At 60.9% G+C, this 21708-nt stretch carries 17 protein-coding genes and 4 pseudogenes; 12 read left to right on the forward strand and 9 right to left on the reverse strand.

Features of this window, described 5'->3' with window-relative positions:
• The 3 genes from GWE18_RS35200 to GWE18_RS35210 form a co-directional block, all read right to left on the reverse strand.
• On the reverse strand, positions 1-753 hold a 753-nt coding region (locus GWE18_RS35200), incomplete at its 3' end, for an RNA polymerase factor sigma-32 (RefSeq protein ID WP_275190320.1).
• A 781-nt stretch (positions 754-1534) separates the two neighbouring features.
• Positions 1535-1906: an SPW repeat protein gene (locus GWE18_RS35205; RefSeq protein ID WP_275190265.1), complete on the reverse strand. Its 372-nt coding sequence runs from the start codon at positions 1904-1906 to the stop codon at positions 1535-1537.
• Positions 1907-2015: 109 nt separating this feature from the next.
• Positions 2016-3032, reverse strand: coding sequence for an NADH dehydrogenase ubiquinone Fe-S protein 4 (locus GWE18_RS35210; RefSeq protein ID WP_275190266.1), 1017 nt, complete (start codon positions 3030-3032; stop codon positions 2016-2018).
• Between the two features lie 25 nt (positions 3033-3057).
• On the opposite strand from GWE18_RS35210, the gene groES reads away from it, so the two are divergent.
• The 3 genes from groES to GWE18_RS35225 all read left to right on the forward strand — a co-directional run bounded on the left by groES (position 3058) and on the right by GWE18_RS35225 (position 4794).
• The gene (groES, locus tag GWE18_RS35215) at positions 3058-3372 is read left to right on the forward strand and encodes a co-chaperone GroES (protein WP_108518386.1); all 315 of its coding nucleotides are present in this window, start codon (positions 3058-3060) and stop codon (positions 3370-3372) included.
• 614 nt (positions 3373-3986) lie between these two features.
• Positions 3987-4385: a response regulator gene (locus tag GWE18_RS35220; RefSeq protein WP_108518388.1), complete on the forward strand. Its 399-nt coding sequence runs from the start codon at positions 3987-3989 to the stop codon at positions 4383-4385.
• 1 nt (position 4386) lies between these two features.
• A complete protein-coding gene (locus GWE18_RS35225) occupies positions 4387-4794 on the forward strand; it encodes a response regulator (RefSeq protein ID WP_275190267.1) in 408 nt (135 codons plus the stop codon).
• A gap of 115 nt (positions 4795-4909) precedes the next feature.
• Here GWE18_RS35225 and GWE18_RS42390 read toward each other — a convergent pair whose 3' ends face one another.
• The 3 genes from GWE18_RS42390 to GWE18_RS42400 form a co-directional block, all read right to left on the reverse strand.
• Positions 4910-5209, reverse strand: a complete 300-nt coding sequence (locus tag GWE18_RS42390; protein ID WP_342804319.1) for a tyrosine-type recombinase/integrase — start codon at positions 5207-5209, stop codon at positions 4910-4912.
• Positions 5210-5233: 24 nt separating this feature from the next.
• Positions 5234-5356 (reverse strand): hypothetical protein, encoded by a 123-nt coding sequence (locus GWE18_RS42395; RefSeq protein ID WP_342804320.1) that lies wholly within the window; start codon positions 5354-5356, stop codon positions 5234-5236.
• A gap of 67 nt (positions 5357-5423) precedes the next feature.
• Positions 5424-5669 (reverse strand): phage integrase N-terminal SAM-like domain-containing protein, encoded by a 246-nt coding sequence (locus tag GWE18_RS42400; protein WP_342804321.1) that lies wholly within the window; start codon positions 5667-5669, stop codon positions 5424-5426.
• 537 nt (positions 5670-6206) lie between these two features.
• On the opposite strand from GWE18_RS42400, the gene GWE18_RS35235 reads away from it, so the two are divergent.
• The 3 genes and pseudogenes from GWE18_RS35235 (at position 6207) to GWE18_RS35245 (ending at position 11317) form a co-directional block, all read left to right on the forward strand.
• Complete coding sequence (locus tag GWE18_RS35235; RefSeq protein WP_275190321.1) at positions 6207-9383, forward strand: AAA family ATPase; 3177 nt, start codon at positions 6207-6209, stop codon at positions 9381-9383.
• A 36-nt stretch (positions 9384-9419) separates the two neighbouring features.
• Positions 9420-9758, forward strand: a pseudogene (locus GWE18_RS35240) (GAF domain-containing protein); the annotation flags it as partial.
• Between the two features lie 767 nt (positions 9759-10525).
• Positions 10526-11317, forward strand: a complete 792-nt coding sequence (locus GWE18_RS35245) for a transglutaminase family protein (protein ID WP_275190268.1) — start codon at positions 10526-10528, stop codon at positions 11315-11317.
• A gap of 1076 nt (positions 11318-12393) precedes the next feature.
• Here the strand turns inward: GWE18_RS35245 and GWE18_RS42405 are convergent.
• Both GWE18_RS42405 and GWE18_RS35255 read right to left on the reverse strand, forming a co-directional pair.
• A complete protein-coding gene (locus GWE18_RS42405; RefSeq protein ID WP_342804322.1) occupies positions 12394-12633 on the reverse strand; it encodes a hypothetical protein in 240 nt (79 codons plus the stop codon).
• 397 nt (positions 12634-13030) lie between these two features.
• A pseudogene (locus tag GWE18_RS35255) lies at positions 13031-13422 on the reverse strand (DNA ligase); the annotation flags it as partial.
• A gap of 239 nt (positions 13423-13661) precedes the next feature.
• Here GWE18_RS35255 and GWE18_RS35260 point away from each other — a divergent pair.
• The 3 genes and pseudogenes from GWE18_RS35260 (at position 13662) to GWE18_RS35270 (ending at position 15281) form a co-directional block, all read left to right on the forward strand.
• Positions 13662-13868: a DUF2892 domain-containing protein gene (locus tag GWE18_RS35260; RefSeq protein WP_092512150.1), complete on the forward strand. Its 207-nt coding sequence runs from the start codon at positions 13662-13664 to the stop codon at positions 13866-13868.
• Positions 13869-13873: 5 nt separating this feature from the next.
• Positions 13874-14419, forward strand: coding sequence for an RNA polymerase sigma factor (locus GWE18_RS35265; protein WP_275190269.1), 546 nt, complete (start codon positions 13874-13876; stop codon positions 14417-14419).
• A gap of 359 nt (positions 14420-14778) precedes the next feature.
• Positions 14779-15281, forward strand: a pseudogene (locus GWE18_RS35270) (isoprenylcysteine carboxylmethyltransferase family protein).
• A gap of 609 nt (positions 15282-15890) precedes the next feature.
• On the opposite strand, the gene GWE18_RS35275 reads toward GWE18_RS35270, so the two are convergent.
• Positions 15891-17063: an LLM class flavin-dependent oxidoreductase gene (locus GWE18_RS35275; RefSeq protein WP_275190270.1), complete on the reverse strand. Its 1173-nt coding sequence runs from the start codon at positions 17061-17063 to the stop codon at positions 15891-15893.
• Between the two features lie 1530 nt (positions 17064-18593).
• Here GWE18_RS35275 and GWE18_RS35280 point away from each other — a divergent pair.
• The 3 genes and pseudogenes from GWE18_RS35280 (at position 18594) to GWE18_RS35290 (ending at position 21317) form a co-directional block, all read left to right on the forward strand.
• Positions 18594-18914 carry a hypothetical protein gene (locus GWE18_RS35280; RefSeq protein WP_275190271.1) on the forward strand — a complete coding sequence of 107 codons (321 nt, stop codon included), beginning with the start codon at positions 18594-18596 and terminating at the stop codon, positions 18912-18914.
• A 436-nt stretch (positions 18915-19350) separates the two neighbouring features.
• A pseudogene (locus tag GWE18_RS35285) lies at positions 19351-19587 on the forward strand (septal ring lytic transglycosylase RlpA family protein); the annotation flags it as partial.
• A 275-nt stretch (positions 19588-19862) separates the two neighbouring features.
• Entirely contained in the window at positions 19863-21317 is a 1455-nt protein-coding gene (locus tag GWE18_RS35290; protein WP_275190272.1) for a family 16 glycosylhydrolase, read from the forward strand.
• Positions 21318-21708: the final 391 nt, after the last annotated feature.

Genomic DNA, 21708 nt, shown 5'->3' on the forward strand with positions numbered 1-21708 from the left:
GGTGAAGATTCGACGTTGGCGAGGGTTAAGCGTCTCGATGGCACTCTTCAGGGCCTGATGGCGATAAGCGGTCTCCTGCTGCTCGGCGAACGCTGTTTCCTGGGTTGGTGTGGGATCAACAAGCCAAACCAATGCATCGCCGGCTTTATCCTCGTCGTGGTGGACCGGTGCATTCAACGACACATCGCCCTGCAGACGCCGATTCATATCGACCACGTCTCGTTCAGCAACCTTAAGACGCTCGGCAATGAGGGCGGCCTGGTCCGGCCGCAAGTCGCCGTCCTGGAAAGCCGAGATCGCGCTCTTGGCCTGCCGCAGTTTGAAAAACAATTTCTTCTGGGTGGCGCTGGCGGCAACCTTCACATGGGACCAGGATCGAAGGATGTACTCCTGGATCGTGGCCCGGATCCACCACATCGCATAGGTGGCGAGGCGCACACCCCGGTCCGGATCGAAGCGCTTCACGGCCTGCATCAGGCCGATGTTGCCTTCGGAGACGATATCGGCGATCGGAAGGCCGTAGCCGCGATAGCGCATCGCTATCTTGGCGACCAGCCTGAGGTGGCTGGTGACCAGTTGAAAAGCGGCGTCGCGATCCCGATGCTCGCGCCAGCGCCTTGCGTAGGCGAGTTCTTCCTCTGGTGTGAGGATCGGAAATTTGCGGATTTCGGCGAGATAGCTCGACAATCCGGCGTCGACAGACGGAGCAGCCAGAGCGGACCGCCGCAGGGGAGTGATATCGTAAGTCCTCATAGCCAAATCCTCCAAGGAGCAAGATGGGTACGAGCAGGCGGCGGACACCTTCGGGCGCCCGTCTCGCCGGGCCCCAAAGGGCACCCGGACCGCTTACCGCGGCGGGCAAAAAACGAATAAATGGCCGTTTAGTTTCAAGTGGCAAACCGAGATTTTCCGCGGCGTGCGCGCGCTGGAAATCATTCAACTCGGCCTTGCAAGCCATCGCCGTTTCACTAAGTGGATCGACCGCCCGTGTTGCGATGGCAGGTTGATCGGTTCAACCCGGAGGGGCTGGTCTCGGTTCAGGTACGAAATGAGGAGGTATAAGCAATGTTCTTCGAGCGCTCCGAAGTCGGAAAGTTGGTCGGGATGACAGGCTGCCTTCTGAGCATACTGTTCATTCTGACAATTGTCATAACGGGTGCGCCAGCACCTTTGCAGTAGTCGCACAACGGCGGCTGGGGCCGTTGGCTGGAGCCGCCAACGCAAGCCGGATAGGGCCGGCCAAAGACGAAGGGTGCCGGCCGGGTGCCGAGGAGGCCGCGGTTCATTCCATGGAAGACCCATACGAACTGGCTTTAGCCATGCTTGGACTAGCGCTTACTGCCGTGATGCTCGTCGCAGGCGCCCTTTATCTCATCTCTACGCCGAGCCCTGAACCGACGTTTCCCGCACCCGTTCCTGGCAGTGTCTTCTAATTGCGAAGAGTTTGTGCCACGCGCGGGCCCGACCCCGTTGCATCGCAAAAACTGCGGGATGTGGGCCGGGTCTAACAGCCCGCATTCTCCTCGCGACATCCTTATCGTTGGGCGCCGACCCGCTGCTGTGGCGTCTGATGCATGAACCACAGCCGCAGGCCTGCCAGCCCGGCGACGATCAGCCCGATGCCGACGTGGGCCCATCTCGCTGTCGTCTGAGCCGAGAAACTCAGCACCCAAGGCGAAATCAGAACCCACACCCCAAGAAGGAGATTGATCCACTCCTCCCACGCGGCGAATTTCGTGAGCGCTGCGATCGCCACTGCGCCGATGATAATGCCGCTCACCCACGCGTTCGGCGCCGCAACGTGGTCGGATGCAAATCCAAACATCCATGGCGTCAGAAGCAAGAAAGCCGCGAGGATGAGATTGACCACGTCAACACCCGATTCTTTCCATTTCAGCTCCATCATTCGACCTCCTACGTTGAAGATCACGTTGCATTACCACCGTTCCAACGTGTTCAGCCGTCGAACCGTACACGGCGCGCGGAAGGCTCGACCCAGTCGGCTGCCCGTGCAATCATGCTGCGCGCGCTCCGTTGCTTAGTATTTCCCTTCGCTTGATCACCAAGCCCTCGGGCTCATCCAGATCGATCAAGGCGTCGATTACCTTGTCCAGCCGAGAGAAATCCGTCCGCGCCGTGCGGTGCGCGTCGAGCGCCCAGCGGCGCAGAATTTCGCGTTTCTGCTCATGCGATAGTTTGGATTGGCGGACGACCCGTTCGGGTTCGTCGAACGCCGCGGCGGGGTTGGCCAGCGCGCGGTCGAGATCAATTCCGTCGTTCGTGACCCTGGGCTCGAGCGTTCGCTCCACCCATTCAAGCTTGCGGGTGCATGATCGGAAATCGCAGGCTTGGGCGGCCCTTCGATCCCGATCGCCGGGTTTCGACTTGTCTGGCGCCGGGCAGCGGTCCTGGGTCGCCTCTGCAGGACCCTGCACGACGAAATTGAGGCCCTGTCGTTTGGCATAGGCCACGGCGGCCTCCGCGGATGGAAAGTCCAATTCTACCTGGGACAGGGTGTCCGTCCCGCCGGTCCATCCCATCAACGGTTCGACGAAAGGGGCCGTGCGCGGCTCGAAACGGAGCTTCCAACGCCGCGTGTTGGCTGTTCCGGAAGTCATTGCCGATCGCGCCGGCCGGTAGATCGTCGCCATCGCATCCGGCGGGAAAGCCCGTTGAGCGAACGGCAAGGTATTGCGGGGCAGGATGTTGTCCTCGCCCTTATGTTGCGGCATGCCAGCGCTGACGCCGGAGGGGTGATCGGGCCCCATACTCGAGCGCCATAGCAGGTTCAGGTCGTCGTTCCTCATAGCCCACATCCTCCGTGGAGCAAGATGGACAAGGGATGCCGGACGCCGTGGGGGCGTCCCACCATTTTCCATCGTCAGGCCCGGAAGAGGCGCATGCAAAAAAATTAGGAAGCGAGCTTGGCCTGTCAAGTGGAGTTGAAGGCCCGCGTGATGAGGAGCCGACACGATCGCCTTGTCGCCGCTGGACCAGTCGCGCGTCGCGCGCGACGCCTTTTTTTCGTTCACAAACTTTCGTCCAAGGAGAAGAGCAATGAAATTCCGTCCGCTTCATGATCGGGTGGTGGTCAAGCGCGTCGAAGCCGAGGAGAAAACCGCCGGAGGCATCATCATCCCTGACACCGCCAAGGAGAAGCCGCAACAGGGCGAGGTCGTCGCAGTCGGGCCGGGAGGGCGCGACGAGACCGGCAAGCTCATTCCGATCGACGTTAAGACCGGCGACCGGGTGCTGTTCGGCAAATGGTCGGGCACCGAAGTCAAGATCGACGGCATCGAATACCTGATCATGAAGGAAAGCGACATCACGGGCGTGTTGGTCGAGGCCAGTGCCGGTCGGAAGGCCGCTTGAACGCCCGTCCAATGTGATCGGGAGGAATGGAAACAGTATCATATAGCCCTGAAGGGGAAGGTCCCCGGCGCAAGCGCCAGATTAGGCTGCCCACAGAGGCCTGAGCGGGCGTTGTCGTCGCGATAGGAAATGCGGCGGCAGGAGCTAAGAGCACCCAGCGCGTCCACGACGATCTTGACCGGAAATTCCGGAGCGATCTAAATTGGTTTCATCGGGAGATCGACGGAGGAGGAAACGGAGTACAGGAAATGACCGGGGGCCCCATCTCCGTCCGAAATGCCGACAGCCCATGGCCTTCGCGCTGCAGCCCGGCGGCAAGCCGCCCAGGACATGGCGATGCCTTGCGTGCGAGATGCCGGATCCGCTCACCTCGCCCGAGTTGCAGGCCCTCATGAACGGCCTCCTCAAGGAAGCTCCGGCGTAGGAGCCGAGGCCCCTAGCGCGCTCTTCGCCCTAGTCCTCAGTCCTTGGTTCAGGCCGGCGGCAGTCCTCCGCGAGCGCATCGAGCGTCGGTCGCCGGATTTGCGGCATTTTTCGACCCCGTCCGATGGACAACTGGACTTGGAACCCTAGCCGTCCCGACAAGTTAGGTCCAAGCCGTGAGGGAGGACCCCATGGAATTTGCTCCAATGGAGGAGCTGGACCGAAGACCGACTCGGATACTGCTCGTCGAGGACGAGTTTTTCGTTCGGGTCGACATAGCAGCTGCGTTTCGGGGATCAGGATTTCATGTGGTCGAGGCAGTGACCGCAGACGAAGCGTGGGCCTTCCTTGAAGCGGGAGAGTTGCCGGACCTGCTTTTGACCGATGTTCGCACACCCGGCGACCTCAATGGGCTCACTCTGGCAGAGCGGGTCCGCAGCAGGCTTCCGAACTTGCCAATCATTATAGCTTCCGCCGACATCACAAACGAGAAGGAAGCGACTCGGATCGGCAAATTTGTCTCCAAGCCGTATGACATCCAGTGCATCGTGCAACTGCTCGCAAATATTGCGGGCGAGCCACTGAAGTAACATGACTGCAAACACAATTCTGGTGGTGGAGAGCGAGATCCTCGTTCGCCAACCGCTCGCTCAATACCTTCGAGACTGCGGGTACAGCGTTATTGAGACGGCGAGCGGTGAAGAAGCTCGACAGGCATTCTCGAATGGCAAGCTGCGGATCGACGTAGCCTTGATCGACGTACACTCGCCAACCGAGAGCGGATTTGCGCTCTCAGCCTGGATCAGATCGCATTTCCCAGACGTGGAATTGATGTTGGCCGGCACTGTGGCGAAAGCCTTGCAGAGTGCCGGGGACCTGTGCGACGAGAGCCCGGCTGCTGGCAAACCTGCAGACTACAAACCGGTCCTGGATCACATCCGGCGGTTGCTGGCGAACAGAAAAGCTACGATTGCAAAGGACGAGCCGGACACAATTTAGCGCCCTGCAAAGCGTCTACACAATCGTTCGAGCAGCGGCCTACGAGTCCAATCCGACCACTTAACTTACTGTTCTTAGACTGGCGAGCTTCTGACCGACATCGTCAGTTGCCAAGCTATCTGCGGTCGGCCACGATTTTCCCACCAGATTTGCTCGCTCGAATGCGGCACAGCCGGAGTCTCCGTCCCAAGAGTGAATATCGCGCTGTATAATAAAAAAAATGGCGCGCCCGACACGATTCGAACATGTGATTGAGCTGGCGCGTGGTCATCGGCTGGGCCGGATCGCGGCCCGGGAACAGCCAGCCCTGCGGGCGCGCCGCCATCCACCAGGTGCGCAGCAGATTGAGCAGCCTTGGCGACAGCATGACGTTACGGTCCTTGCCACCCTTGCCCTGCTCGACGCGGATGATCATGCGCTTACTGTCGATGTCGGAGACCTAGAGCGAGATGACCTCGGCGGCGCGCAGGCCGGCGCCGTAGGCCACGCTCAGCGCCGCCTTGTACTTGAGCCCGGGTGCGGCATCGAGCAGCCGCGCCACTTCCTCGACGCTGAGCACCACCGGCAGCTTGCGCGGCTCGTGAATGACATGGGTATGCTCGACGATATCGTGGCGCCTGAGCGTGACCTTAAAAAAAGAACCGCAATGTCGAGACGGTCTGATTGATCGTCGACACGCCAACGCCGCTCGCCGCCAGATGCAACCGGTAGCGGCGCACGTCCTCGAAGCTCGCCATATCGGGTGATCGCCCGAGGAACGCAGCGAAGTTCTTGACCCTCTGCACGTAGTCATGTTGGGTCTTCGGCGCTAACTTGCGGATCGTCATGTCTTCGATCATGCGCCGCCGCAATGGGCTCATGGCCTCGTCGGTCATGGGGATGCTCCTGTCTTGAGTGTGGTTGTCGAAACCCCTCGATCTCAAGACAGGACGCCCCGTTGCGCTATCGTCTTGGCTGTGCCGCCCGCCGCAGGGCCCTACCGCGCGAGCGGTTTGGTCCATTGACCCAGAAGAGACATGAGGCCGAGGCGAAGAGACGCAACATCCTTCTCTTTCTGACTGTGACCCGGTTCACAATCAGCCGGAGGCGATGTGATAAAATTGAAACGCATTGGGAGACTTTCAGGAAAACTGACCATCGTGCCTGCCTACGCTCTCGGCGTCGGCTCTTGAAGATAACCGACGAGAGCTCAGGCTGGTCAGCAACAGATCAGGTGCGGCATGGAGTGCCCGAGCTGCGGCAGCGCCAACCCTGACGGTTACGACATCTGCCGCGACTGTGGCAGGCCGCTATCTGTGCGCTGCGCCGCATGCGGGTCCGAGAACCCGTCGGGCAAGAGATTCTGTGGCGACTGCGGCGCCCCGCTGATGCCGATAGGAGCGGCGCGAGTATCGGCATCAGCGGGAGGGGCGATGTGCTCCGTACCGCGGGTATCAGAACCGCTGACCTTGCCACCGGCGCCAAGTTCATCCGCGGAGCGCCGTCAGCTCACAGTGATGTTCTGCGACCTCGTCGGTTCGACGGCGCTTGCGGCACAGCTCGATCCGGAAGATTTACGAGAAACCATTGCCGCATACCGCGATGGCGTCGCGGCGATCGTCCGGAAATATGGCGGCACCATCAGTCGCTACATTGGTGATGGCATGCTGATCCTGTTCGGCCATCCTTCGGCGCACGAGGATGATGCTGAACGCGCGGTGCGCGCTGCGCTCGAGATCGCCGCCGCCGGGCATGCGCCGGGCGCCGCGCCTGGACTCGAACTGCGGGTTCGTCTCGGGCTCGCGACCGGTCTCGTCATCATCGGCGATCTGATCGGCAGCGAGGCATCGGAGGCGCAGGCGGTGCTCGGTGAAACGCCGAACCTGGCTGCCCGGCTGCAATCGCTCGCTGAGCCGGATGGGGTGGTGATCGCCGAGGATACGCGGCGGCTGATCGGCGGGCTCTTTGATTATCAGGATCTCGGCGCAGTGACGCTGAAGGGCTTCGCCGTGCCGGTGCGCGCCTGGCGAGTACTGCGCGAGGGGACAATGGAGAGCCGCTTCGAGGCGCTGCACGCGGCGGTCCTCACCCCGCTGGTCGGGCGCGAGGAAGAACTTGAGCTGCTGGGACGGTGCTGGGATCGCGCGCGGACGGGCACCGGCCAGGTAGTGCTGCTCGCCGGCGAAGCGGGGATCGGCAAGTCACGCCTCGTCGCGGCTCTCCAGGAGCATATCGAGGGCGAGCCGCACACTCGCTTGCGCTATTTCTGCTCGCCGCGTCATCAGGACAGCGCGCTCTATCCCTTCATTGCGCAGCTCCAGCAAACCGCTGGTTTCGAGCGTGAGGACACACCGGGGATCAGGCTCGACAAGCTGCGGGCGACGCTGTCCCTTGCATCGCCGCCCGAAGAGGATGTGGTAATCCTCGCCGAGCTGCTATCGATCTCGACCGCCGATCGCAGCCTGCGGGTTGTCGTCACGCCGCAGCGAAGGAAGGAAAAGACCTTCGACGCTCTGGTTCGACAGCTTGAAGCTCTGGCACGGCGACATCCAGTCTTGATCGTGTGCGAGGACGCGCAATGGATCGATCCGAGCTCGCGCGAGTTGCTGGACCGGACCGTCGAGCTGGTGGCGAGCCTGCCGGTGCTACTGCTGGTCACCTATCGCCCCGAGTTTCAATCCGTATGGAACGAAAAATCGCACGTCAGCGCGATGGTGCTCAACCGTCTGGACCAGAGCGCGGGCGCCGCGCTGATCCGAAACGTCGTCGGCAACCGGGCGCTGCCGAGCGAAGTCGTCAATGAGATCGCTGAACGAACGGACGGCGTGCCGCTATTCGTCGAGGAGCTGACCAAGGCGGTGCTCGAAGCGGGCGGTGCCGAAGTCGCGCGAGTCGTCTCCGCTGCGCCGCTGCCGGGGCTCGCAGTGCCGCCCACTTTGCACGCGTCGCTGATGGCACGGCTCGACCGTATCGGCCCGGTCGGGAAAGAAGTAGCGCAAGTCGGCGCGGCCATCGGTCGGGAGTTCTCCTACGATCTGCTCGCCGCGATCGCACAACGCAGCGACCGCGAGCTGCGAGCGGCGCTCGACCGACTAATCGGCGCCGGGCTGGTGTTCCGGCGCGGTGAACCGCCCGACGCCGATTTCTTGTTCAAACACGCGTTGGTGCAGGATGCGGCGTACGGCACGCTGCTGCGCGGCCAGCGCCGCGAGCTGCACGCCCGGATCGCGCACGTGCTGGAGGAGAGGCTGACCACGACGGCGGGGGCGCAACCGGAAATCCTCGCCCACCATTTCGGGAATGCGGGTTTGATCGAGAAGGCGGTCTCCTATTGGCAGGAGGCGGGCGAGCGTTCCAAGGCGCGCTCGGCGATGGCAGAAGCGATCAGGCAAATGCGGAAAGCGCTCGATCTCCTCTCCCAGCTGCCGGATACCCCCAAGCGCCAGCGCACTGAACTCGAACTTCAACTCGCGCTCGGTGGTGCGCTGATCGCCGCGACCGGCCATGCGACCGACGAGACTGGACATGCCTACGCGCGGGCGCGCCGTCTCTGCGAGTTGTTGAACGATACGCCGCACCTGCTCAAGGCGCTGTGGGGCGAGTTCGTGCATTACCACGTGCGCGCCGAAGTCAACCGATCGCATCGTGCCGCCGAGCAACTGCTCGACTTGGCCGGACAACAGAACGATACGGCCGCGCTGGTGGCCGGTCACCGGGCGGTCGGTGACAGCTGGCTCCATCGCGGACAATTGGACTCGGCGCGCGCACATCTCGAGCGGGGGCTCGCGCTTTACGATCCGGCGCAGCAGCGCTCTTTGACAGTTCTCTTTGCGGAAAACGCCCGCGTGGCGATGCTCTCCTTCCTGTCCTTGACGCTCGGACTTCTTGGGTTCGCCGAACAGGCCCAATTGCGGAGCACCGAAGCCCTGGCGGAGGCGCGCGAGCTATCACACCCGATCAGCCTCGCTTTCGCGCTGAGTGTCGCCTGTCGGCTGCATTTCGTGCTCGTGGAACCGGGCATCGTCCTTCGACGGGCAGAAGAGCTGATCGCGCTGACCACGGAGCACGGCTTTGCTTTCTTCCTTGCGATGGGAACGACCTATCGTGGCTGGACGCTGGTCGAGGCCGGCGACGCACAGGTGGGGATGGATTGCTTGCGACGCGGCATCGACCGGTTCCGAGCGTCCGGCGCGGCATGGATCCTTCCATTCTACCTCACGCAGCTTGCGATGGCGCACGCGAAGATGGGGCAGCCCGAAGTCGGGCTCGGCCAGCTGTCGGAAGCGTTGGCTCTGACCGAGAAGTCGGAGGTTCGGTGGTTCGAAGCTGAACTGTATCGGCGTCGAGGCGAGCTGTTGCGGACCGCTCACCCGGGCGCCACGGCCGAAGCGGAGGCCGACTTTCACCGCGCTGTCACGATCGCGCGCCAGCAGGACGCAAAGCTCTGGGAACTCCGCGCCGCCGCCAGTCTTGCCCGGCTCTGGCGCGACCAGGAAAGGCCCGATGAAGCACGCGGTCTCCTCGCGCCGGTCTACGGCTGGTTCACCGAGGGTTTTGAGACGCTCGACCTGCAGGAAGCCAAGGCGCTACTGGACGAACTAAGGGCGTAGAAATCACCGTGGAGGCGTGGACGCGACGTACCGCGATGGCACTGCTGCAACTACGTAGTAGCCAACGACGAGACGCTAGTGGTCTCGGATATCGAGCGCGACCCGCGCTTCGCCGATAACGAGACGATCGAGCAATGGAACGTGCGCTTCTACGCTGGGGCGCCGCTACGCGCAGCTGACGGTCTGATAATCGGAGCGCTATGCATTCTCGACTCCGAACCCCGCACCCTGGACGGAGACGAAGTCGCATTGCTTGAAACGATGGCCGCTGATGTTGTAGCCACCATTACCACGAGTGATGCGGATGAAGAAGCGCCAGAGAAATCTGCACCTGCTACCTCAGCGGCAGCGGTCGGGCAGGAGGTGCCTCAGTAAGCGCCAACTCCGGGGTTCAGGCGGACGCCGGCCACCGCAAGGTTGCACAAGCGAGTCGCATTTCTTCGCGCATCACTGACCAGATGACCTATGAGCGGCTTAGGGCGTGGGTCGAGGAACTTAGACAGAGGCTTGGACAACGTCTGGCCGCCCAGCGGACCAGGGAAGAGATTAGAGCGCGCCCACGAACTTTGGGACAGAACGGACGGCCAGCAACCGCGACTTGGAGTTCTGGCTTCAAGCCGAGTCTGAAATACGGCCGAACGGCAAGTGTGAAGCTATCGCGCTAACCCCAAGATGTGTGCCTTGAACGTCCGGATCTGTCCATCCAATTGCCATAGCTCGACGTCGTGGCCCGTCAACAAGTTGCCTATCTCCGGCATCTGCGCCGCGCGTGGCAACAGTCAGCGAAATGGGCCATGTGCGGTGCCCTCAAGGCCCGATTTTCAGCAGCTTTGAACGATGTTCGGGGGCATGCTTCGTCGCGTAGGCGGCCGCGATAGCCGATTTACGAACGGCCGAAGAGGGCAAACGGGTGCGCAGCACCGGCCTTGAACTTCGGTTCTCCTCAGTAGGCGTACAGCAGCACTAAAATCTAGCGCCAACTCGGGTCAATGGCTATACGTCGGATCAGGCCAAGCGCATTCTGCGTAGCGAAACCGGAACGAGCCTCGCGAGTGCTTTACTGCTCGTCACCGCGTTCGCACTTGGAACACCTGATCATAATTCACGCCAGGGTGCCCTGGTTGGTTTGGCTTGAGGGCCGCATGAAACTCTTGATCAAGGCCGAACTCGTCTATGCTTTCGCGCAAGCAACGCAGGTTATCGCTATCATTGAGGCTTCACATACGGGCGATCAAAAAATCCTTTCGGAATCGCTCGACATTCAGCCACCGGCGCTATTGCTCTTCGACAAGACATCATACGGTGACCGGAGCATACGCGCCTCGTTCTCTGGCGAAGTGGCGATCCGTTATCAGGCCGTGGTGGAAAACAATCTTCGGCAGCTCCTGCCGCCGGCCGGTCACCAGCATCTATGGTCGGACCTTCCCACCGACGTGCTCCCGTTTCTCCTGCCCAGCCGCTTTTGCCCGTCGGACAAGTTCATGCGATTTGCGCAACGCGAGTTCGGCGGAGCCGGCGACGGCGTGGCGCGAGTTATGTCGATCTTGGATTGGATTCATCGCAACGTTGACTATGTGTCGGGCGTCAGCAACGCTGAGACGACCGCGGAGCGGACGTTTATAGACCGCGCGGGCGTCTGCCGCGATTTCGCGCATTTGGGCATCACGCTGGCTCGCGCACTCGGCATTCCGGCCCGCGCCGTCAGCGCGTATGCGCTTCAACTGGACCCGCCTGACTTCCACGCAGTCTTCGAAGTTTATCTCGAAAATAGTTGGTGGCTGATTGACGCGACGCAGCTTGCGCCGATTGAAGGGATTATCCGCATCGGCAGTGGCCGGGATGCGTCGGATATCGCATTTCTGACCTCGGACAAGCAGTGCCAGGTCTTGAGACAGACGATTGAGGTTTCGAAAACCCCATCGGTTACTGGCTGAGCCATTGCTGCCGTATTCCCACGTCGGCATATTATCGGGACCCCCGAAGGGGATGGATTTTAAGTGCGGTCGAAAGCGCTCAGTAGCCGATCGCTGTGGGGATGAGAGCAGCGCAAATCCATAAAGCGGGCGCGCACTAGAGCTTAGGCCGGCAATAAGGATCCAAAGACCGAAGCAGACGAGGAAGGCCGAGATCGTATAGGCGGCCGCGTCTTCCATGTTCGATCCAACAGCAAACCGAGATCAATCGCCTCTAGGACTCGCTACGGGCTAAAACGTTCTGGCGTGCGCGGGCGACCGTCCCTGGCGCGGGCCTGTTTCTTTCCGTGTGAGTACGTGGCTCGCCATGCTCGGTCGCCGGCTTCTAAGTAATCCCCCCGGGCTCATCCCGGCGGGTTACTTTTTGCCAGCGTCGGCCGGAACGTCTCCGCCGGTCCGCGGTTGTGTTAGCGGCGACGGAATCTTGCGAGGAGCGGGACAGTCCCGGCATCAGGCCATGCGGTGTAACGCCCGCGTGGCTATTGTCTTGGGGGCGGTTGGGGTGCTCGCCAGCGCCTTTTGAGCCATCCCTTTAGCAGCGGCTACGGACGCCGTGATTTTGGCTAGGGTGCTTTCTCATCGGATCTTCGTCTTCTTCGCTGACTCAACCCAGGGTTAAATCGTACGTACGAGCACGAAAGCATCTCTGGAGCGCTTGCTACCGAGCCGGCCGGCTCCTCCGCGCTTCTAATCACGCCGGGGCGCGACCAGGGAGTTGCAAAAAAAAGCCCGCCAGGCCGAGTCGTTGGCTAGCGCCAAACTGGACCCTAGCAATTTCGTGATCGACCTACCAAGCCTAGGCGAATAAGTCGGCGCTGCGTTGCGTGGGCCTTACAGCTAGCCACAAAAGCAGCGGGCCGATAGGCCCGCTGCACGTCAATTCGGACGGTCGACCTTTACTGTTTGCTGCGATCGACTTGCGTACCTGTGGGGTTCGGAGACGGCGGCGTCGGACGGTTGGTCGTCGCCGCGCCCGTGGTCGTGCCGGGCTCGGTGTTGGTCTTGCCCGAAGGCCCCGCAGGGTTGGCCGGCTGGGTCTACTGCGCGGTCTCGCTGGGCGGCGTGGTGCCCGCATGGTCCACGCTGTTGTTGTTCAGGCCGTAGAACACGACACCCAGCACAACTGCGATGGCGATGGCGTACATTGCGACCTTGGTGCCGCTGGCGGGACCTTCGGCGAGCTGGGGATCGGCTTGCAGCTCATTATCGCGACGCCGCATTTCCTCTTTACTACGGCCCGCACGATGGAGATCGTTCGGATTGGGTTGGTATGCCATGAATTCGTTCCTCCGGTAGCGCCCCGGCTAAGCGAACAGGACAATGGCCGGCGCTCGCTGATGTTCCGCGCCAATGTTGCGACCACCGGCCACATAGCAGCGTCCACCTCTATTGAGCGGCCGCATTTGTAATCGGAACAATAGACCAAGACGCGCGACGAACCCGATTCGTGCATTTCGCTAAAAGTGATTTTTTGCGATCGTTTCACCACTCGTCCCCAGTGGCCCGACGTCGGGCTCAGGCGTACTCGTCTGTCTGAGTTACGGCCGGTCTCTTGACCTTGGCGCGGTCGCGCCGCGCTTCCGGCGGTAGCGACATGACGATGAATGTCGGCCAGGATCGTCAGACTGTCGAGCGGCTTGTTTGCCCATTCCCAGAACCGATCGAAATCATCCATCAAAGGTCCTCCCGTGGGCCTCTGAAGAAGGGATGGCGCACCTTGCCCTCACCCGATTTGGCTCGGTATCGGCAAGCAATTCCGGCTCAACCCAGATGCCCTTGTGCGCGATCCGCTTGGTATAGGGCTGGGTTTTTCGGATCAGTGGCGTCAGGCGCTTGCGCAGCTCGGCGGATGATTGCTTGTCGAAGCCGTGATCGACCTTGCCGGCATAGATCAGGTCATCGCCCTTGCGGCGGCCGACGTAGATGCCGTCCCGGTCGTTGCCATCGAGGGCAAAGCCCGCGATGGTCAGCGTCTCGCGCTGGGCGCAGGTTTTCTTGACCCAGTCCCTGCCGCGCCCCGATGGGTAGCGGCTGTCGCGGACTTTGGAGACGACGCCTTCGAGGCCGTCCGCCCTGTGGTTCGCGTCCCAGAGTGACGCGCCATCTTTATCCGGATGTCCACACCCCGGCGACCCGATGCCGGCGTTTCTCACGGGCCCAGGCCCGCGCCCGACGTCCACGCCAGCCTGCTGAAGCTGCCACCCCCTCAAATTATTTTTTGTGCCGCGACCCCGGCGCCGGGTTTGCGCCCTCTTGTCTGGGTGAATGCGCCATAGCGGCGCGTCACGAACCGGAGCACAGAACCATGTGGTATAGGAAGAACGTTGGCGGGTGGGAGCGCGCGGCCAGGTTGATCGGCGGGGGCTTGATGCTCATCTGCGGCGTGGTTGCGCTGCACGCTTCGCCGCTCGGGCTACTGCTCAGCGGCGCGGGTGTCGTGACGCTGGTCACCGGCGTGTTCGGCTATTGCCCTGCCTGCGCCATCGCCGGGCGCGAGCCACTGAAGGGGTGACTGCCTTGGCGCGCGTATCAGACGATCTCTTGCTCGCGGCACAGTCGGGTGACCGGCACGCGCTGACACAGCTATTGGTGGCGCTGCAGCCGGACATTCGACGCTACGCCCGGCGCCATTGCTACCGCACCTCGGTTATCGAAGATGTGGTGCAAGAAGCACTCATCGTCGTGTACCGGCGCGTGGGCACGATCCGCAGTCCAGCCGCACTCGCCGGCTGGCTGCTGACCGTCATCGCGCGCCTTTGCATGCTGCCGGCGCTGATGCTGATGCGCGGAGTCGAGGAGCTCGCCAGCCTGGAAGAGTCACGCGAGCTCGCAAAGGTCCCGCCGGACGAGTTGCGCATCGACTTGGTCAATGCGATCGAGTCGCTTTCGCCGTCCCATCGCGAAGCGCTGCTGCTGCGAGATCTCGAAGACCTGACAATTTGGGAAATCGCCGGGCGGCTCGGCGTGACGCGCGAAGCGGCCAAAAGCCGCCTGCGCCGCGCCCGCGCACTGGTGCGCGAATACCTGCTCGGCACAAAGGACAGCGGACGAGAGAGCACATGAATTACTTTCGTGGAGTCGGCATGTTCGGGAGCGCCTTCCTGGGCGCACACCTGATGCGCGGCGCAGCTGCGGCGGCGCTACTCGCTTGGGCCATCGTCCAGCAGACCGCGCACCCTTGGCAATCCTTGGGCGCGGGCGTTGCCGCCCTCGTCGCGCTACGCGGATGCCCGATGTGCTGGACAGTGGGCCTGATCGAGACGCTTTCGCAAGGCCGTCGCGCTTCAACCGCTGAACGCGCTGACCGGACATGGCTGCATTAACATTGCGACAGGACGGGAAGGAGGTGCCGTGCGGAAAACGATCGCGGTATGCAGAAAGTGATTTGCTAAGCTATTCTTGTCGGGTCGTGGGAGCACGCAATGTCGAAAGCAATTGCCGTCTTGGGCTCCGCTCTGTTCTTCGTCATTGCGCCGTTGGTGCTGGCAGGCTTCGTCCCCTGGTGGGTCACGCAGTGGGAATTTCGGCCAGCTTTTTTCGGCGTCGATCTAACCCGCGTCCTCGGCGGTATATTGATCATCGTCGGAGTGCCCGGAGTTGTGGATTCATTTGCCCGTTTTGCGCTGGAGGGGCTGGGGACGCCCGCCCCGATCGCGCCGCCACAAAAGCTCGTAGTGACCGGCCTTTATCGCTACGTGCGAAATCCGATCTACATCGCGGTCGTCGCAGTCATTTTTGGTCAGGCCCTTTTGTTTGGTGACTGGCGTCTCCTCTGGTACGGCGCGCTACTCTGGCTTTTTTTCATGTCTGGGTGGTGATGATCGAAGAACCGACGCTCAAGCAAACATTCGGCACGGAGTACGAGAGCTTTCGGACTAATGTGCCGCGCTGGAATCCGCGGTTGACGCCATGGCGAGCCGCATAAAGGAATCGCTGCAAGCGGCTCGATGCCGGCTGCAACAAACAGTGCGAGACGGCGAAGCGTAGCAAGCGCGCCTAGCGGCCTCGCCCCGGAGGGCCCACTACCTTAGCCGCCAGGTCGAAATAACGCATGGGCCGGGCAACTGCTCCACACGCCGTGTCTTTCCGATTCCGGAGGAAGACCGGCCGTCTGCGCCTGCGCATTGTGAGGACCGAATCTGGCCCATAGGATAAGAATCCTGAGATCGCGAAATTGGGCCGCTTATTGCGATACTTCCGCCATTTCGCGGACTGCCGCGTGATCGCAGGTTGGGCACATCGTGACTGGATGTGCGAGCCCGCATCGCGGTGACGGAGCGTAGCGCGTAATCCTAGGCCTTCGCGTTTTCGGCTAGGAGCGGCGTGTCGTAGGCTCCCACATCATAGCGCCACAGCGAAGGCGTAGTGCCCATCTTTATCGACCGTGGCGCGCCACTGTACGATTTTGTGCGATTTCGCCGCCGAGGCCTGCCGGCGGCGGTCGAATGCCGCACTTCGTCGCCGCAGCTATGCCGCCGATCTTCTGCTGCGCGACCGCGGATGGCTCTTCAGTCGACGTGAAGATGCGCGAACCTCAGCCGCCTCGCTTGGCGACCTCCGCGCCGTAGCGCGCTCTCGCGTCCTCCACGGCCTGAGCCTGTGCCGCCGCAAGATTCTCACGCACATCCTTGGCACGGCGCGCGGCATCGAGGGTTGCTTGGGCGTGGCCCTGGAATTGCGGCATTACCTCGCGCGCGATCAGCTCGTACGAGCGCTGCGTCGCCGCCGGATTGGCCCAGTTGTGCGCGAGCAGGAGATACGCGCCGAACCCGCCATTCGACTGCTGCCACAGCCGCTCGATCTGCGCGGCGCAGGCGTCCGACGTGCCGATGGCGCCAAGACCGGAGCCGTTGATGAACTCGATCATCTCGCTGACCGAGTTGCCGACCACAGCCATTTGCGGAAACGCTGCGACCTGCTGAAAGTAGCGGAACCAGTGCTCGATGCCGTACTCGACGTCGCGATACGCCTGCTCCTTGGTTTCTGCGATATGGCACAAACCGACGAGCCGCCACTTGCTGCGGTCCGCGGTCTTGCCGTGCGCCTTCGCTTCTGTCGTCAGCACGTCCCAGTGCAGCGCCAGCGCGTCGAAGCCGGCGGCGGTGGTGGCCCCGACCGAGAGCATGCCGGCACCATGCCGGCCGGCGAGTTTCGCGCCGGTCGGAGAGGCGACCGCCGCGACCGCCACGTCGAACAGCGGATTGGAGTAGGGGCGCAGATGCAGCCGCGCGTCGCGCAAATCCCAGCGATCGTTCTTGAACGTGACCGGCTCGTCGCTGGTGAGAAGCTTCGTGATGATGCCCATCCCGTCTTCCAGCAGCCCGCGGGTCTGGCTCTGCTGCAAGCCGATCATGATGCCGTCGGTCGGCAGCGAGCCCGGACCGAGACCGAGCATGGCACGCCCTTGAGTCAGATGGTCGAGCAGCACGATGCGTTCAGCCACCCACAGCGGATTGTGATAGGACACGCTGATGACGCCGGTGCCGAGCTTGATGTGACCGGTTCGCTCGGCGGCCGCGGCGATCATGATTTCGGGTGAGGCCGACAGCTCGGTTCCGGCCGAATGGTGCTCGCCGAGCCAGGCCTCATCATAGCCGCAGCGGTCGAGCCACTGGATCAGCTCCAGATCGCCTCGAAGCGCGAGCGTCGGGTTGATGCCGGGTTTGTGAAAGGGCGCAAGAAAGATACCGAAGCGCAGGCGGTTCATGGACGATCCTCCGCGGTTTGTTATGTGGTCTTTCTCGTTGGGATAGTTCTCCGCTTCTTTGACCGGAACAAGGCGGGTTTGCGCGCAGGCGTTTCGCGTATTCCTCGAAAAGACATCAGTCAGGTGAGGGGCCCTGCGCCACCAGGTCGTCTATTGTCGATGGCGGCAGAGGCGTCCGGTTGCGACGACTCTTGCGATCCCGGTTGGAACCTGACGGTTTGGTCGAGCCTGCAGACATGAATGATTTTGCTGTACCCGCAACCCGAGTCGGTTGGAGCGCGTAATCGACTATAGCATCATAGCGCCACGGCGAAGCAGTAGTGCATCTTCATCGGCCGTGGCGCACCCGACACGATTCGAACGTGTGACCTTTGCCTTCGGAGGGCAGGGCTCATCGAAAGTGATGCCCCCCTCAGAAATGTAAGCCGATCAAGGAGCGCTGATTCCGGTGGCCTCGCCGCAGCGCGTTTTCTTATGCTAACGCCGCCGATTCCTCGATGGCTCTTCACAGCTCTAGGCGAGCCCAAGACCATTGCGTTATTTTCAGTATCGATGGATCAAATCATCGGTTTGACGGTGGGATCGAACGGTCGTTGGTGTCCAAAAGATTCGCAGCATGACTCTTGTTTGGACCATCAACGTGCCAGACGCAGGAGCTGATCGCATGCTCTCGATTGAAGATATGGTCTGGAACAGCCAGAGGACGTTGGTATCAGCCACCGGCGGTCGGACGCTCGGTCAAAGCCAGGGAGCCTCGCGGCAGGTTCGCATGCGCGGGCGCGGGCTTTGGGATGACCTCAAAGCGTCACCTTTTCAAAGGCACTTTCGGGGTCGAAATGCACCTTATGCCTTGACAGATCCTTGCAACCCATTGATATCGCAACAAAAGCGACCGCCCTCCGAGCGCACCAAAGGCATAAGCCATTGATACGAAAGGTTTTTAGCGATTTTTTCTTCCACATTGTTACTCACATCGAAAAGTTACTATTTTGTTCTGCGCACATCTCCCTAGTTGAATTTCACGCGTCTTCGGTTGGTCCCTCGTCAATCGAAAGTTGATTAGTTGACGAAACTCGTTCAGGTGGCGCGACGCCTGTTCCGGCACTTCCCATAAGGGCGGTCACCTACAGCTCTTGTTTTCAATCTGTGGCAAGCGCAGCGAGGCGCTTGCGTCGCAGCTTGTTCTTCAAACTTTGTCACCGGCGTCTCCAACGTGCGTCCAGCGTTTGCTCTTGTCGTCCTCGCAGCTTTATTTGAACCAGGGCCGCGAAAAGCAAAAGCGCGATTTCAGTACGATAGGGCAGCAGCGTAGCCCAGCGTACAAATCGGTGGGGCTCGTACTCATCCGTGACCGTTACGCCGCCCCGCGGAGGTGTGTTTTCGCAAAATGAACGGTTATGGAAATGGCTGCTTGTGGTGCGCGAAGCGGACATTCGCCAAATCAAATTTCTGGTGCGATTTTGTCGTGTGAATCGGCTGTACGATTAGTGGCGATTTGTCCCTTGCCTGCCGACCCTGGGTGGCTCGAGCATGACCTCCTTCAAGCGATCGCCACTGGCGATGACGACCACGAAGTTGATTTTGCCATCCTGCTTCATCAGACCTCCGGCAAGAGCGCTTCCCGCTGCAGCTCTTTCAGCGATGCGCACGGCGTCTGACAGCTCTTGCTCAACTGACTTCAGGGCAATGATGTTGTCTAAATCCTCGCGCAGCCCCGTTGCCTCAGGCTTTTCAGGACCGATCCTCCCCGCGAGGGCTGCCTCTTTATTTGGAAACGACTACCAAGCTATTGAAATTGCTAGAGGGCGTTTCTCGCATTTTTTTCAAGTGCGCCTTGAAATTGTTGGATAATCAAGCTGATTTTGATTCCGCCATTCGGAGGTTCGATCCCTCCCGCCCCAGCCAGCACTCAAGCTGCTGAGTGCGTTATAAGCAGCTCCATTCGCGCGAATTTTGGGCGCGTTTTGAAGCTCGGTCGAGAATCGAACTAATCGGCGCCGCGTCAGCTGACCATATCGGCTCATCTCCATGGCTTTCATCCCAATGTATACCGCGGAGACTAGTCGGGGGCAGGGCCGTTACGTCGTCATCGTAGAATAGGGTATTACGGCGAGCAAATCGGACAGCCAATCGAATTGATGCATTTGTGCGCATTCGGCGCCGAGCTGTGGCGGTTTGGGGGTTCAAGTCGCTCCACCGACTCGAACCCCGACATTTCTTTAGGGGAGGGTGACGCGGCCGCCTCTTGCGCGCCAAGATAAGTAGTGCGAGAAATCCACGTGGATGCGCGAGACCCTTCGGCTCTCACGTCACAGTTACCTCACGTTCAACCGGGCGAACCGTTACGGTTCGGATAAACGACCGTGGCCCGTTCGTGAGGGGACGGTGCATAGATCTATCCAATGGGGCCGCCCGTGCGTTCGGCATGGGGGACCGCGATGGTGTCTCTAAGCTGAGCGAGAATGAGCACCGATTATCACCAACAGTCCGTGTCGATTTCGCAGATGACCGACAACCGCGATAGATAGCTTGTGTAAAGAGGAGTTCTACGAGCTCCTGGACACGCGAGGAGATCCCTGGGCGGCGACTACTCTGAAGAATTTCCTCATTGCCGAGGCTCTTGGACTTCCTGCATCAACCAAATCGCCGTCGTATTCCGAAAGATGTGGGGCTATGCTCTCTTAACATTTCACAGGAAGTTGACGGTCTCTTCGAGAGGAGCTCGAGGCGATCGCCGCGATCTGACCTTGGTGTCCGAGTACTTCAAGGGCGGAATCTCTTAAGCATGGCGAGGGAAACATGCCTGCACCAGCCAACTATTCCCTCGTGTTTGCAGACGAATTTATTGGGCTGAGTATTTCCAACACCACGACGGCAACCGCCAATTGGTACACCGCTCAGCCTTGGGGCGGCGGCTTTGGCAGCGCTTCGTTCTTGCCCGTTGGTAGTGGCAGTTCTCCGTTCTCGATCGTGCAACAGGGCGGCGAGAGTGCCCTGCAGATCGAAATGACGCGGAATGCGGCAGGCCAACTCCAGAGCGGCCTCATCTCGAACACGTTTCCGGACGGGACCAGCACCACTCCGCAGGATGGTGATCCCTATGGGTACTACGAGATCAGAATGTGGTTGCCCGCAGGCCAGGGCGTGTGGCCCGCCTTCTGGGCCATTGAGGAAGAGCGTCTCTCGACGACAAGGGACCATGTCTTTGAGATCGACGTGATGGAGCAGCACGGCATCGCACTGGCCGATCGATATTCAAGCTCTTTGCACGACTGGAATTGGAACGGAACGGCTTTGGAAGGCCACACCAGCCAATCCCATCAAAACGTAGTTGGTCAAGGTGTGCTGACGATAGGATGGCATACCTTCGGCGTCGAAATCAGACCAGATACCATGACGTTCTCCATGGACGGCCGCGCCCACTTTTCGCTGCCCACGCCGGCTACCCTCAACACGGATCTGATGTTCATGATCGATCTGGCCGCAGGTGGCGGCTGGCCGATTGATCCAGCGCTCGATCATCAGATGCTGTATGTGGATTATTTTCGTGCCTATGAATTGGACCGTTTGGTGCCCGGCCCCGGTCCAGTGCTCGTCGGGGGGAATGGCAACGACACTTTCGTCGTTGATATCGCGACCACTGAAATACGCGAACAGCCCGGAGGCGGGTTCGATACGGTTAATGCAACGGTATCCTATACCCTGCCCGAGAACGTCGAAAAGCTGCGTCTTTCTGGTTCAGGACCCCTCGACGCGACCGGAAACAGCGGAAGCAATCACCTCTATGGCAATGGAAACGCCAATACGCTGTCGGGTCTAGCCGGCGAAGATTATCTGTATGGCGATGCCGGCAATGACAGGCTGCTCGGAGGGAGTGCGAACGATAAGCTCTATGGTGGAAACGGGAACGATCTGCTGATCGGTGGTCTTGGTATCGATCGGTTGGACGGCGAAAGCGGAGCGGACACGTTCCGTTTCGAGAGTATCGCAGAAAGCCCGTATTCTGCGCGGGACACCATTATCGCGTTTTCAGGGGCCACAGAAGATCGCATCGACCTTAGTGCTGTTGATGCCAACACGCTGATCAGTGGCAATCAAGCTTTTACCTTCATAGGATCCGATCCCTTTACCGCAGCGGGACAGCTTCGATTGACCAACGGGATCCTGTCAGCCGACGTCAACGGCGATTACATGGCCGATTTTGGTGTGGTCATTGGCTCGGTGCCTCTGGCTCCTGACTACTTCATCCTCTGAGGCTTAACTGCTGCGCGTGAACGGCAACGCCTCGGCATGCTGGCGCGGCAAGCGCTCGCTCAATTTGGCAGCAGGCACACAGACGGTGGCAATGCGAAGCACGATAGGTACTCCGCAGCAGCCTAGGGCGCATTGTTGGATTACCGTCATGCGTGTCTGCTTGGATCAATCAATACGATCTGAATAAATGGTCAGTCGTTCTCCGTCTCGCCTCGCGCGGGCTGCGGCGCGCGCTTCCGAGTTAGACCTGATCGTAGGATGCGAGCTAAGCCCTGCTCGAACTCCGCGATCAAATCGTTGCTGTTCGTTTCCGGGTCCGGGTCCGGATCAGGAGTGGGATCCGCCTCCTTGCTTTCGGAGACCGTGAGGTCAGTTCGTTTCCGCATCGAAT

The organism is Bradyrhizobium sp. CSA112, assembly GCF_029051645.1.
Taxonomy (GTDB): domain Bacteria; phylum Pseudomonadota; class Alphaproteobacteria; order Rhizobiales; family Xanthobacteraceae; genus Bradyrhizobium.

What these genes read in the sequence shown, in the direction of transcription:
- GWE18_RS35205 (WP_275190265.1), bottom strand. Translation starts at nt 1,906, where the DNA reads ATGATGGAGCTGAAATGGAAAGAATCGGGTGTTGACGTGGTCAATCTC.
- groES (WP_108518386.1), top strand. Translation starts at nt 3,058, where the DNA reads ATGAAATTCCGTCCGCTTCATGATCGGGTGGTGGTCAAGCGCGTCGAA.
- GWE18_RS35220 (WP_108518388.1), top strand. Translation starts at nt 3,987, where the DNA reads ATGGAATTTGCTCCAATGGAGGAGCTGGACCGAAGACCGACTCGGATA.
- GWE18_RS35225 (WP_275190267.1), top strand. Translation starts at nt 4,387, where the DNA reads ATGACTGCAAACACAATTCTGGTGGTGGAGAGCGAGATCCTCGTTCGC.
- GWE18_RS42390 (WP_342804319.1), bottom strand. Translation starts at nt 5,209, where the DNA reads ATGATCATCCGCGTCGAGCAGGGCAAGGGTGGCAAGGACCGTAACGTC.
- GWE18_RS42400 (WP_342804321.1), bottom strand. Translation starts at nt 5,669, where the DNA reads ATGACCGACGAGGCCATGAGCCCATTGCGGCGGCGCATGATCGAAGAC.
- GWE18_RS35235 (WP_275190321.1), top strand. Translation starts at nt 6,207, where the DNA reads ATGTGCTCCGTACCGCGGGTATCAGAACCGCTGACCTTGCCACCGGCG.
- GWE18_RS35245 (WP_275190268.1), top strand. Translation starts at nt 10,526, where the DNA reads ATGAAACTCTTGATCAAGGCCGAACTCGTCTATGCTTTCGCGCAAGCA.
- GWE18_RS42405 (WP_342804322.1), bottom strand. Translation starts at nt 12,633, where the DNA reads ATGGCATACCAACCCAATCCGAACGATCTCCATCGTGCGGGCCGTAGT.
- GWE18_RS35260 (WP_092512150.1), top strand. Translation starts at nt 13,662, where the DNA reads ATGTGGTATAGGAAGAACGTTGGCGGGTGGGAGCGCGCGGCCAGGTTG.
- GWE18_RS35275 (WP_275190270.1), bottom strand. Translation starts at nt 17,063, where the DNA reads ATGAACCGCCTGCGCTTCGGTATCTTTCTTGCGCCCTTTCACAAACCC.
- GWE18_RS35280 (WP_275190271.1), top strand. Translation starts at nt 18,594, where the DNA reads ATGACCTCCTTCAAGCGATCGCCACTGGCGATGACGACCACGAAGTTG.
- GWE18_RS35290 (WP_275190272.1), top strand. Translation starts at nt 19,863, where the DNA reads ATGCCTGCACCAGCCAACTATTCCCTCGTGTTTGCAGACGAATTTATT.